This is a genomic window from Burkholderia sp. 28_3 (genome assembly GCF_003253915.1).
Taxonomy (GTDB): Bacteria; Pseudomonadota; Gammaproteobacteria; order Burkholderiales; family Burkholderiaceae; genus Burkholderia; species Burkholderia cenocepacia.
Map to the genome: position 1 here is coordinate 248,467 of NZ_QKZF01000009.1, position 12,604 is coordinate 261,070.

Genomic DNA, 12,604 nt, shown 5'->3' on the forward strand with positions numbered 1-12,604 from the left:
GGAGAAACGATGTCCGATGCAGCCGACCCCCGACTCGAAATCGTGCCGAACCGTCATCGCGTGCGCGTGATTCATCGCGGCATCACCTATGCCGATTCGCACGGCGCGCTGACCGTGCGCGAGGCGGGGCTCCCGGACATTCATTACCTGCCGCGCGGCGACGTCAACATGCGCCGGCTCGTGAAATCGGGCGTCACGTCGGCCTGCCCGTTCAGGGGGCAAGCCGTGCATTTCGACTTGCAGACGGAAGACGGCGTGATCGAGAACGCCGCATGGAGTTACGAAGAACCGAAGGAGGCGGCGGCCGTGCTCGCGCACTACGTCGCCTTCGATGTCGCACGGGTCGACAGTCTCGTCGAGACGTCCTGATGCGGCGCGCGTTCATCGGGGAGGCGTCATGGAACTGAACGACACGTTACGCGTACCGCTCGCGCCGCCTGTCGTGCGGGATGCGCTGGAGGATCTCGCGCTGCTGCGGGCGAGCTTCGACCATTGCGAATCGTTCGTGAAACTCGCGCACGGCGAGTTCGCGCTGACGATCACGGTGCCGCTCGGCCCGCTGCGCGCCCGCTACGACGTGCGCGCGCATGCGGCCGCCGAGCAGGGCGACGCCGAAGGTCGGCCGCGCCGGGTGCTCAACTTCAAGGCGCGGGCCGACGGCCTCGGCGCGCTGCGCGGCCAGGTCGAACTGGTGCTGACGCCGGATGACGATGCGAACGCCACGCGGATCGAATACGTGGTCTGGGCGACGGCGAGCGGGCCGCTCGCGGAGTTGCCGGCGCGGCAGATCGACAATGCGCTGCGCGAATGGACCGACACGTTCTTTCGCGAGTTCTGCGCGGTCGTGCAGGCGAAGCACGGTCTCGCGCCGAATCGCGCGCGCCCCCCGGCGCAGCGCCGCCAGCATGTCTTCCTGCGGCCGGCGTCGCTGGTGGCCGCGACGAAGCGTTCGCTGCCGCCGCACCTCGGCGGCGCGCTGAGCGGGCGGGCGGCGAGCGCGCTTCCGCATCGCGATTCGGGCACCGTGCCCGTATGGGCCTGGGCGGCGATGATCGTGTTCGTCGCGTTGCTGCTTTACGCGGCGCGCTGGATCAACGGCGGCTGAGCGGCTGCCCGGTTCCGCTTCGAGGCCTGCCCGCCACGCGAGCGGCCGGCGTCACTGTCCCGCGTCGGCACGGGCTCCGGCGCCGCGAAATTCCCTTCGATACGCAGACGGCGACGTGCCGAGCGCGCCCGCGAAATGCTGGCGCAGCGACACGCTCGAGCCGTAGCCGGCCGCCTGCGCGATCGCGTCGATCGACTGCCCGGTGGTTTCGAGCAGATGCTGCGCACGCGCAAGCCGTTCGGCCTGCAGCCACGCGGTGACGGTCGTGCCCGTCGCCTGGCGGAAGTGGCGCGTGAACGTGCGGCGGCTCATCAGCACGCGTTCGGCGAGCGAATCGACGCTGTGCGCGGCGTCGAGATGCGCGCGCACCCAGTCGAGCAGGCCCGCGAGCCGTGCATCGCGCGGGTGCGCGGCGACCGGCTGCGGTACGTATTGGGCCTGTCCGCCCTGGCGGTGCGGCGGGATCACGAGGCGGCGCGCGATCCGGTTCGCGGCGTCCGAGCCGAAGCGCCGCCGCACGACGTGCAGGCAGCAGTCGAGGCCGGCGGCCGTGCCGGCCGACGTCATCAGGTTGCCGTCGTCCACGTAGAGCACGTCGGGATCGAGTTTCACGCGCGGAAAGCGTTGGGCGAAATCGTCGGCCCACGCCCAGTGCGTGGTGGCCGGACGGCCGTCGAGCAGGCCGGCCGCGGCGAGCACGTAGGCACCGAGGCACAGGCCCACGAGCTCCGCGCCGCGCGCGGCGACCGCGCGGACCGCATCGAGCAGCGCGTCGGGCGGCGCTTCGTCCGGGTCGCGCCAGGACGGCACGATGACGATGTCCGCGTCGTCGAGCGCGTCGAGCCGGTACGGTGCGGTGATCGTGAAGCCGCCCGTCGTCGCGAGCGGGCCGCGCTCGGCCGAGCAGACGCGGAACTCGAACGCGGGCGACGCGGCCGCATCACGTTCCTTGCCGAACACGACCGATGGCACGGACAGGTGGAACGGACTGATGCCGTCGTACGCGATCACGGCGACGATGGTCGGAACGGACGGGGCGGGCGACGCGGCGGCGAGCATGGCGGATTCCGGAAAGGCGATGGCCCGATTTTATCGAAGAATGGCTATCGGGCCACTATCGGCATACGCGCTGCGGCCCGACAATGCATCCCATCGCACTGCTGGCCGCCCTGCTCCGGGGCGGGGCAGCGCCTCCCGACCAGGAGTCCGCCATGCTTGCCGCCGCGTCGCCCCCCGTCCCGCAATCCGCTTCCCGTCCCGCTGCCCGCCGCGCACTGATCGTGATCGACGTGCAGAACGAATACGTGACGGGCAACCTGCCGATCGAATATCCGCCGCTCGACGTGTCGCTCGCGAACATCGGTCGGGCGATCGACGCCGCGCACGCGGCCGGCGTGCCGGTGATCGTGGTTCAGCACGTCGCGCCGGCCGGTGCGCCGATCTTCGCGCCCGGTACCGACGGCGTCGCGCTGCACACGGTGGTCACCAGCCGCCCGTACGCGCACCTGATCGAGAAGGCGCAAGCGAGCTCGTTCGCCGGCACCGATCTCGCCGCGTGGCTCGACGCGCACGGAATCGACACGCTCGCGGTGACCGGCTACATGACGCACAACTGCAATGCGTCGACGGTCTATCACGCGGCGCATGCGGGGCTGAAGGTCGAATACCTGAACGACGCGACGGGCGCGCTGCCTTACGAGAACGAAGCGGGGGCGGTGAGCGCCGAAGAGATTCACCGCACGTACGCGGTGGTGTTCCAGTCGAATTTCGCGGCGGTGATGTCGACCGACGCGTGGATCGCGGGGCTCGCCGGCGCACCGATGCCGGCGCGCGATTCGGTCGCCGCGTCGAACCGGCGGGCCCGCGCGCGGCGCGCGAAGGCGGCCTGACCCGGCACGGCGACGCGGCGCGCGATGCGCCGTGCCGTCAGTCGCGGTCCTTCAGCATCGCCGGGCTGTAGCGCAGCATGTCGAAACAGCCGTCGACGAGCTTTTCCGCATGCTGCTCGGCGTCGATCTCGTCGGGCAGCATCAGCATGTCGCGCACGAAGCCGCTGACCAGCGTGTGCAGCATCAGCGTCGCGCGCCACGTGTCGAGCCGCTCGGGCAGCAGCTTGAGCCCCACGGCCACCGCGAGATCGGCGTCGATCATGTGCAGCGCCTCGCTCATCCCCGCGCGGTTGCGCTGCAGCAGCGGCTCCATGTCCGCGACGTACTCGCACTTCATGAACAGGATGCTGAACACGCGGCGCAGCTGCGGGTCGCGCTGCACGCCGAGCAGGCACCAGATCAGGATCTGGCGCACCTTCTCCAGCGGATTGCCGCCCGGCGCGTCGAGCGGCATCCGTTTCAACTCGTCGATCGGCAGGAACACGCGGTCGAACATCGCATCGAACAGTTCGCTCTTGTTCGCGAAATGCCAGTAGATCGCGCCGCGCGTCACGCCGGCGTGCTGCGCGATGTCCGCGAGCGACGTGTGCGACACGCCTTTCTCGAAGAACACGTGTTCGGCGGCGTCGAGAATGCGATTGCGCGTCTCGAGCGCCTCCTCCTTGGTACGTCTGACCATGTGCAGGCCTGATTGGATCGATCGTAGGTGAATATAGGGTCCGCAACCCCTCGTCGCCGTCACGCAGACGGGCTATGCTTGCTGCTGGTAACAATCTGTAAGACTGGACAGCGGGCGGAGTACAAACGGGCTTTTTACATACATTCGTGAATGTATATACAATACCACCCTACGATCGAATGACCCAAGTGGCAATCAGTTAATATCCCACTCTGCTGATTCCCGCCCTAGTACCAGTCCGCAGTTCGCGGCATCCCCGTCGGCACGGAGGTCTCGTGCCGACGTGCTGTATCTGGCAGTCCAGTAATTCAGGTGTTCGATCTGCGCCGCGAGGCGCATCCGTGTTGCGCTCCGGTCGGGCGTGGCACTTATTCCATTGGTTATACACAGAGGTCGCTCCATGCGCGTCGAACGGGTTCCATACCGCTTAATCACTGTCGCGACGGCCGCCGTTTTCCTGGCCGCGTGCGGGAAAAAAGAATCGGCACCGCCGCCGCAAACGCCGGAAGTCGGCGTCGTCACCGTCCAGCCGCAATCCGTACCGGTCTTCACCGACCTGCCGGGCCGCACCAGTGCATTCCTCGTCGCGCAGGTGCGCGCGCGGGTCGACGGCATCGTGCTGCGTCGTGAATTCACCGAGGGCACCGACGTCAAGGCCGGCCAGCGTCTCTACAAGATCGATCCGGCGCCGTACATCGCGGCCCTGAACAGCGCGAAGGCGACGCTCGCGAAGGCGCAGGCGAACCTCGTCACGCAGAACGCGCTGGTCGCGCGCTACAAGGTGCTGGTCGCCGCGAACGCGGTCAGCAAGCAGGACTACGACAACGCGGTCGCCACGCAAGGGCAGGCCGCGGCGGACGTCGCGGCCGGCAAGGCGGCGGTCGACACCGCGCAGATCAACCTCGGCTACACGGATGTCGTGTCGCCGATCACCGGCCGCGTCGGCATCTCGCAAGTGACGCCGGGCGCCTACGTGCAGGCGAGCCAGGCGACGCTGATGTCGACCGTGCAGCAGCTCGATCCGGTGTACGTCGACCTCACGCAGTCGAGCCTCGAAGGGCTGAAGCTGCGGCAGGACGTGCAGAGCGGTCGTCTGAAGACGACCGGCCCGGGCGCGGCGAAGGTGTCGTTGATTCTCGAAGACGGCAAGACCTATTCGGAGCCGGGCAAGCTGCAGTTCTCGGACGTGACGGTCGACCAGACCACCGGCTCGGTGACGATCCGCGCGGTGTTCCCGAACCCGAATCGCGTGCTGCTGCCGGGCATGTTCGTGCGTGCACGGATCGAGGAAGGCGTGAACGAGAACGCGTTCCTGGTGCCGCAGATCGGCGTCACGCACGACCAGAAGGGCCAGGCGATCGCGATGGTGGTGAACGCCAGCAACAAGGTCGAGCCGCGTCCGCTGAAGACCACCGGCATGCAAGGCCAGAACTGGGTCGTCGAAGGCGGTCTGCAGGCGGGCGATCACGTGATCGTGCAAGGCGTCGACAAGGTGCGCCCGGGCGCGACCGTGAAGACGGTCCCCGCGCAGCTCGCCCCGGCGGCCGATGCCGCTTCGGGCGCTGCTGCCCCCGCCGCGCCGGCCGCTGCCGGGTCCGGCGCCGCTGCCGCTTCCGGTGCCGCCGCATCGGGCGCCGCGCCGGCGAGTGCTGCCGCTGCTTCGAGCGCGAAATAACAGGGAGCCTGTTTCATGGCAAAGTTTTTTATCGATCGCCCGATCTTTGCGTGGGTGATCGCCATCATCCTGATGCTGGCCGGGGTTGCGGCGATCTTCACGCTGCCGATCTCGCAGTATCCGACGATCGCGCCGCCATCGATCCAGATCACCGCGAACTACCCGGGCGCTTCCGCGAAGACGGTGGAAGACACGGTGACGCAGGTGATCGAGCAGCAGATGAGCGGTCTCGACAACTTCCTGTACATGTCGTCGACGAGTGACGACTCGGGCAACGCAACGATCACGCTGACCTTCGCGCCGGGCACCAACGCCGACATCGCGCAGGTTCAGGTGCAGAACAAGCTGTCGCTCGCGACGCCGGTTCTGCCGCAGGTCGTGCAGCAGCTCGGTCTGTCGGTCACGAAGTCGAGCAGCAGCTTCCTGCTGGTGCTCGCCTTCAACTCCGAAGACGGCAGCATGAACAAGTACGACCTCGCGAACTTCGTGGCGTCGCACGTGAAGGATCCGATCAGCCGGCTGAACGGCGTCGGTACCGTCACGCTGTTCGGCTCGCAGTACGCGATGCGGATCTGGCTCGACCCGAACCGCCTGACCAACTACGGCCTCACGCCGGTCGACGTCAGTTCGGCGATCACCGCGCAGAACGTGCAGATCGCGGGCGGCCAGATCGGCGGCACGCCGGCCACGCCGGGCACCGTGCTGCAGGCGACGATCACCGAATCGACGCTGCTGCAGACGCCCGAGCAGTTCGGCAACATCCTGCTGAAGGTCAACCAGGACGGCTCGCAGGTGCGCCTGAAGGACGTCGCGCAGATCGGCCTCGGCGGCGAAAACTACAACTTCGACACGAAGTACAACGGTCAGCCGACCGCGGCACTCGGTATCCAGCTCGCGACCAACGCGAACGCGCTCGCGACCGCGAAGGCCGTGCGCGCGAAGATCGACGAGCTCGCACCGTTCTTCCCGCACGGCCTCGTCGTGAAGTATCCGTACGACACGACGCCGTTCGTGAAGCTGTCGATCGAGGAAGTGGTCAAGACGCTGCTCGAAGGTATCGTGCTCGTGTTCCTCGTGATGTATCTGTTCCTGCAGAACCTGCGGGCGACGATCATCCCGACGATCGCGGTGCCGGTCGTGCTGCTCGGTACGTTCGCGATCATGTCGATGGTCGGCTTCTCGATCAACACGCTGTCGATGTTCGGCCTCGTGCTCGCGATCGGCCTGCTGGTCGACGATGCGATCGTGGTGGTCGAGAACGTCGAGCGCGTGATGGCGGAAGAGGGGCTGTCACCGAAGGAAGCGACCCGCAAGGCGATGGGCCAGATCACCGGCGCACTCGTCGGCGTGGCGCTCGTGCTGTCGGCGGTGTTCGTGCCGGTGGCGTTCTCCGGCGGCTCGGTCGGCGCGATCTATCGTCAGTTCTCGCTGACGATCGTGTCGGCGATGGTGCTGTCGGTGCTGGTCGCGTTGATTCTGACGCCGGCGCTGTGCGCGACGATCCTCAAGCCGATCCCGCAAGGGCATCACGAAGAGAAGAAGGGTTTCTTCGGCTGGTTCAACCGCACGTTCAACAACAGCCGCGACAAGTACCACGTCGGCGTGCACCACGTGATCAAGCGCTCGGGCCGCTGGCTCATCATCTATCTGGTCGTGATCGTCGCGGTCGGGCTGCTGTTCGTGCGCCTGCCGAAGTCGTTCCTGCCCGATGAAGATCAGGGCCTGATGTTCGTGATCGTGCAGACGCCGTCGGGCTCGACGCAGGAAACGACCGCGAAGACGCTCGCGAACATTTCCGACTACCTGCTGAAGGACGAGAAGGAAATCGTCGAATCGGCGTTCACGGTCAACGGCTTCAGCTTCGCGGGTCGCGGCCAGAACTCGGGTCTCGTGTTCGTCCGCCTGAAGGACTACTCGCAGCGTCAGCATGCGAACCAGAAGGTGCAGGCGCTGATCGGCCGGATGTTCGGGCGCTACGGGAGCTACAAGGACGCGCTCGTGATCCCGTTCAACCCGCCGTCGATTCCTGAGCTCGGTACGGCTGCCGGCTTCGACTTCGAGCTGACGGACAACGCCGGTCTCGGCCACGACGCGCTGATGGCCGCACGTAACCAGCTGCTCGGGATGGCATCGAAGGACCCGACGCTGCAGGGTGTGCGTCCGAACGGCCTGAACGATACGCCGCAGTACAAGGTGAACATCGACCGCGAGAAGGCGAATGCGCTCGGCGTGACGGCGGATGCGATCGACCAGACGTTCTCGATCGCGTGGGCGTCGAAGTACGTGAACAACTTCCTCGACACCGACGGCCGGATCAAGAAGGTGTACGTGCAGGCCGATGCGCCGTTCCGGATGACGCCGGAAGACATGAACATCTGGTACGTGCGCAACGGGTCGGGCGGGATGGTGCCGTTCAGCGCGTTCGCGACCGGTCACTGGACGTACGGTTCGCCGAAGCTCGAGCGCTACAACGGTGTGTCGGCGATGGAAATCCAGGGTCAGGCCGCACCGGGCAAGTCGACCGGTCAGGCGATGGCCGCGATGGAAACGCTCGCGAAGAAGCTGCCGGTCGGTATCGGCTATTCGTGGACGGGCCTGTCGTTCCAGGAAATCCAGTCCGGTTCGCAGGCGCCGATCCTGTACGCGATCTCGATCCTCGTCGTGTTCCTGTGTCTCGCGGCGCTGTATGAAAGCTGGTCGATCCCGTTCTCGGTGATCATGGTCGTGCCGCTCGGCGTGATCGGTGCGCTGCTCGCGGCCACGATGCGCGGCCTCGAGAACGACGTGTTCTTCCAGGTCGGCCTGCTGACCACCGTGGGCCTGTCCGCGAAGAACGCGATCCTGATCGTCGAGTTCGCGCGCGAACTGCAGCAGACGGAGAAGATGGGGCCGATCGAGGCCGCGCTGGAAGCGGCGCGCCTGCGGCTGCGTCCGATCCTGATGACGTCGCTCGCGTTCATTCTCGGCGTGATGCCGCTCGCGATCAGCAACGGCGCGGGTTCGGCCAGCCAGCACGCGATCGGTACGGGCGTGATCGGCGGGATGATCACGGCGACGTTCCTCGCGATCTTCATGATCCCGATGTTCTTCGTGAAGATCCGCGCGATCTTCAGCGGCGAGAAGGAAGACGTCGACGAGGCGCTGCGCCTGGCTCAGGAGCACTCGCACCACGAAGAGAAGCCGGGCAACGGCGACGAAGGCAACAAGGGACAGTGATGATGCAAAAACACGCTTTGACTGCAATCGCAGTCGCGCTCTTTGCCACGGGCTGCACGATGGCGCCGCATTACAAGCGGCCCGACGCACCCGTCGCGCAGGCGTACCCGGCCAGCGGCGTCTACGCGACGCAGCCGGGCGCGGCCGGCGCGCGCAGCGCGAATGGCCAGGCGGCGACTGCCATCGGCTGGCGCGAGTTCTTCGTCGATCCGCGCCTGCAGCGGCTGATCGAGATCGCGCTGAAAAACAACCGCGACCTGCGCGTGTCGGTGCTCAATATCGAGGCCGCGCGTGCGCAGTACCAGATCACGCGTGCGGGGCTGTTCCCGACGCTCGACGGTACGGGTACGGGCAACCGTCAGCGTTTGCCGAATTCGCTGACGGCCGTGCCGGGCCGGAACATCACGACGACCTACAACGTCGGGCTGTCCGCGTCATGGGAACTCGACCTGTTCGGCCGCGTGCAGAGCCTGAAGGACCAGGCGCTCGCGCAATACCTGTCGACGTCGTACGCGCGACAGGCGTCCGAGATCTCGCTGGTGTCGCAGGTCGCGGATCAATATCTGACGCTGCTGTCGACCGATGACCTGCTGAAGGTCACGGAGGACACGCTGAAGACCGCGCAGGCATCGTACGACCTGACCAAGCTGCAGTTCGACAACGGCACGGGCTCCGAGCTCGAGCTGCGTCAGGCGCAGACGGTGGTCGAGACGGCGCTCGCGAACCAGCAGGCGCAGGCGCGAGCCCGCGCGCAGGCGCTGAATGCGCTGGTGCTGCTGATCGGCGAGCCGCTGCCGGACGATCTGCCGGCGGGCATGCCGCTCGATGCGCAGAACCTGCTGACGGACGTGCCGGCCGGGTTGCCGTCGGATCTGCTGACGCGTCGTCCTGACGTGATGCAGGCCGAGCAGACGCTGCTGGCCGCGAACGCCAATATCGGCGCGGCGCGCGCGGCGTTCTTCCCGAAGATTTCGCTGACGGGCGCGTTCGGCACCGCGAGCCCGACGCTGGGCGGCCTGTTCAAGGCCGGCACGGCGGCGTGGTCGTTCGCGCCGAGCATCGCGCTGCCGATCTTCGAAGGCGGGCAGAACATCGCGAACCTCGATCTCGCGAACGTGCAGAAGCGCATCGAGATCGCGAACTACGAGAAGGCGATCCAGTCGGCGTTCCGCGAAGTGTCGGATGGTCTGGCCGCACGCGGCACGTACGACCAGCAGATCGCGGCGCTCGAGCGCAACGAGCACGCGCAACAGCGACGCTTCGATCTGTCGGACCTGCGTTACAAGAACGGTGTCGACAGCTACCTGTCGGTGCTGACCGCGCAGACGGATCTGTACGCCGCGCAGCAGTCGCTGATCAGCGCACGTCTGGCACGCTGGACGAACCTGGTCGACCTGTACCGCGCACTGGGCGGCGGCTGGATCCAGCGCGCCGGCGAGACGCCGCGCGCGCCGGATGCGCCGGTCGATTACGACAAGGCGGCTGCGCCGGCGCCCGCGTCGGCAACCGCGACGAACGGGTAAGCACCGAGAAGGCAGGCGCGGGTTATCGCGCTTGCGCTTCGAACCGGCTGTATGCGGAAACGAGAACGCCACGGACGAAGGTCCGTGGCGTTTTCTTTTGTGTTGTCGAATCGTGCGGGAAATCAAGCAAAACGCCACGGCATGCCGTGGCGTTTTTCGTTACTGCTTCGCGTCATCGGCCGATGCGGCGCGATCAGTGGTGCACGTCGGCGGGCCGCCCATCGAAATCGTGTCCCGCGCGCCGAATCCCGCAGCGCGCATCCTTTTCGCCTTTCACGCCGTTGAACGCGATGTTCAGGTTCATCGCTGGATGGGAGCGAGCGGCCGGAGGCTCATTTGCTGTTGACCGTGCTTATAACAATTAGCTATGCGAAATTCGAATTCGTCTGATTGCCTCTCCTTTCTCACACGAGCAAATTTCGCATGGAGCATTCCTCACCCATTGTCGAGAAAGGAAATCCGAATGAAGAGCGAGCAGACTGCACCGACCCATCTTTTTGCCACCATCGGGGCGCTCACCGAGCGCGGTGGGCGGGTAACCAAGGCTACCAGCGGCCTGACAGTCGCCGGACTTGTCGTTGCCCGTGTTGGCGATGTCGTCACTTACGAGGATGGCAGCGAGGCCGTCATTGTGGATGGCGCTGGCGAATATGCGATTTGCAGCGACAAGCCGTTTGCGCTGGTGGGTAGCCGGTTGAGCAACGGCGATCGTATCGTCGAAACGCTTCAGCAGTTCTGGGGAATTCACATACAGGCCGACGAAACGGCCGAGGGATTGTTTAACGAAGACTATGAGCCGCCGCCTGCGCTCCCGTGCTACCGGCTGGCCGTACGAGGAGCCACGACCGCGCGAGGCGGCGCGTTGCGCGAAGCTACCGGCACGTGGGACACCGGTGTCCGGCTTGGCAAGGCTGGTGTCGTGGGCAATCGGATTCACTACGCAGACGGTTCGACCGCGCGAATCATAAGCGGCCTTGGGTTGGTGGATAACGGAGACTTTCAGCCGCTGGCTTTCGTCGGTAGCGAACTGGATAACGGCGACGTCATTACCGATAGCCCTGAGCGCGATGGTCTGGTATCTGCTGACGTCTTCACCGTGGTGAAGCGTCCAACTGTTGCGCATCGAGGCGAGACCTCATGATTCGTTATTTCCTTGCCAAAGGAGATCAGGGCGGCAGCGCCACGATTACGGAAGGATTGGAGGGCGTCACCTGTTCCAATCCGCCGCCGCGCGTCCATATCGCAACGCTTTACATGAAGACGTACTGCACGGCGTGCAAGCAGGAGGGGTTTGTGGCCCCGGTGGGCCCACGCTGGCCCGGCACTGGACCAAGCGGCAAGCCCTGGGCGTTGAGTGGTGATATCAACGTCTGTGATTGCAAGCCGCCACCTGTTTTCTACGCCGAGCGCGGCATGAAGATGACCTTTGCCACGGAAGAGGTGGCGCGGTTGACCGGGAAGAATGAGTTAGGTGTCGCCCCTGCAAGCGGACGCACTGCGGTCCATGATCAGCAGTTCGTCATTCGCAACAAGAAGTCCAGGCAACCCGTTGCAGGGGTTCGGTATTGGATCACAAATTACCGTGGTGACGTGCTGGCATCAGGGACTACCGATGCGCAGGGCCATACCATGCGAGTGGTCACGCGGAAGCCTGAGTCGGTAAAACTGGAAGTCAGCTGGGAAGAAGAATGAGTGGCGGCGATCGCGTAGCAATTGCAGAGGCAATGACAGACATGAAAGAAGGTTCGGTTATCGAAGCATTGATATCGAACGGGCCGCCCATCTGTCCAAATATGACTGACGCGGAATTTCGCCGTATGGTTATAACGTTATGCGACAGAGCCGTACAAATGATCGACGTACGGCTCGAAGACTTGCGCAAGTGGGGGGCGGTCGAACGTCAACGCGTCGCGACATGGTTTGGCTCAAGCGATGAAACGATCCGGCAGCGTTTGACAGTCGGACTCGCACAAGTAAGTCGGGTGATGCGCGACCTCAAGCCCGGAAACTTTGTTCGTCAATCAGAGGAGCTTGATCGGTATCTTGGTTGTACGCCGAATAACAAGGACCCTGATGGTGCCGTCGCTCATGTTTGCGGCCCTGACACGGCTACACATACTATTTGTATCCATGAGAATTTTTGTGGGATGCGCCCTATATCCAGTGCGAAGGACTCGATGTTATCGACGCTGATTCATGAGTGCACTCATTTTGCTGATACTTTTGGCGCTCAGGATCATCAATATTTCATGCGCGAGTGCTTGGTATTGGCGCGGACGCGCCCCGATCTCGCAATTAATAATGCGGATAGCATTGCCGGGTATATCCTCTATGAGGATTAGAGGCGGCGTGGCGCAGCAATTCTTGTTGAATCTGATCGAGTCCAACGGAAAATCGATATGGTAAAGGGGCTTGCATGTATTGACCTGCCCCCTGCAAACAGGGCCAGCCGGAGTCTAGTAAAGTTCGTTTTCGGAGAAGAAGACGAACATGAAGAAGCGCTTTACGGAACAGCAA

11 protein-coding genes are annotated in these 12,604 nt (G+C 64.9%); 9 read left to right on the top strand and 2 right to left on the bottom strand.

The window, feature by feature from the left end; genetic code table 11:
- Window positions 1–9: 9 nt before the first annotated feature.
- Together DFS13_RS20960 and DFS13_RS20965 are read left to right on the top strand one after the other, a co-directional pair.
- Window positions 10–369: a DUF427 domain-containing protein gene (locus DFS13_RS20960; protein WP_006497332.1), complete on the top strand. Its 360-nt coding sequence runs from the start codon at window positions 10–12 to the stop codon at window positions 367–369.
- A 28-nt stretch (window positions 370–397) separates the two neighbouring features.
- Window positions 398–1,105 carry a CoxG family protein gene (locus DFS13_RS20965; RefSeq protein ID WP_060263453.1) on the top strand — a complete coding sequence of 236 codons (708 nt, stop codon included), beginning with the start codon at window positions 398–400 and terminating at the stop codon, window positions 1,103–1,105.
- Between the two features lie 51 nt (window positions 1,106–1,156).
- On the opposite strand, the gene DFS13_RS20970 is transcribed toward DFS13_RS20965, so the two are convergent.
- Entirely contained in the window at window positions 1,157–2,164 is a 1,008-nt protein-coding gene (locus tag DFS13_RS20970; RefSeq protein ID WP_006497330.1) for a helix-turn-helix domain-containing protein, read from the bottom strand.
- A 152-nt stretch (window positions 2,165–2,316) separates the two neighbouring features.
- Between DFS13_RS20970 and DFS13_RS20975 the strand changes: the two genes are divergently transcribed.
- Window positions 2,317–2,994, top strand: a complete 678-nt coding sequence (locus tag DFS13_RS20975; RefSeq protein WP_111442073.1) for a cysteine hydrolase family protein — start codon at window positions 2,317–2,319, stop codon at window positions 2,992–2,994.
- A gap of 37 nt (window positions 2,995–3,031) precedes the next feature.
- On the opposite strand, the gene DFS13_RS20980 is transcribed toward DFS13_RS20975, so the two are convergent.
- Complete coding sequence (locus DFS13_RS20980) at window positions 3,032–3,673, bottom strand: TetR family transcriptional regulator (RefSeq protein ID WP_006486802.1); 642 nt, start codon at window positions 3,671–3,673, stop codon at window positions 3,032–3,034.
- Window positions 3,674–4,073: 400 nt separating this feature from the next.
- Here DFS13_RS20980 and DFS13_RS20985 point away from each other — a divergent pair, with 400 nt between their 5' ends.
- The 6 genes from DFS13_RS20985 (at window position 4,074) to DFS13_RS21010 (ending at window position 12,429) form a co-directional block, all read left to right on the top strand.
- Window positions 4,074–5,348: an efflux RND transporter periplasmic adaptor subunit gene (locus DFS13_RS20985; RefSeq protein ID WP_006497328.1), complete on the top strand. Its 1,275-nt coding sequence runs from the start codon at window positions 4,074–4,076 to the stop codon at window positions 5,346–5,348.
- Between the two features lie 15 nt (window positions 5,349–5,363).
- A complete protein-coding gene (bpeB, locus tag DFS13_RS20990; protein ID WP_006482626.1) occupies window positions 5,364–8,564 on the top strand; it encodes an efflux RND transporter permease BpeB in 3,201 nt (1,066 codons plus the stop codon).
- Entirely contained in the window at window positions 8,564–10,087 is a 1,524-nt protein-coding gene (locus DFS13_RS20995) for an efflux transporter outer membrane subunit (protein WP_012492848.1), read from the top strand. Before bpeB ends, DFS13_RS20995 begins: the two co-directional genes overlap by 1 nt.
- A gap of 463 nt (window positions 10,088–10,550) precedes the next feature.
- Window positions 10,551–11,228: a PAAR domain-containing protein gene (locus DFS13_RS21000; RefSeq protein ID WP_111442074.1), complete on the top strand. Its 678-nt coding sequence runs from the start codon at window positions 10,551–10,553 to the stop codon at window positions 11,226–11,228.
- Window positions 11,225–11,779 carry a hypothetical protein gene (locus DFS13_RS21005; RefSeq protein ID WP_111442075.1) on the top strand — a complete coding sequence of 185 codons (555 nt, stop codon included), beginning with the start codon at window positions 11,225–11,227 and terminating at the stop codon, window positions 11,777–11,779. Before DFS13_RS21000 ends, DFS13_RS21005 begins: the two co-directional genes overlap by 4 nt.
- Window positions 11,776–12,429: a M35 family metallo-endopeptidase gene (locus tag DFS13_RS21010; protein WP_111442076.1), complete on the top strand. Its 654-nt coding sequence runs from the start codon at window positions 11,776–11,778 to the stop codon at window positions 12,427–12,429. The genes DFS13_RS21005 and DFS13_RS21010 overlap by 4 nt, the downstream gene beginning before the upstream one ends.
- The last annotated feature ends 175 nt before the right edge of the window (window positions 12,430–12,604 follow it).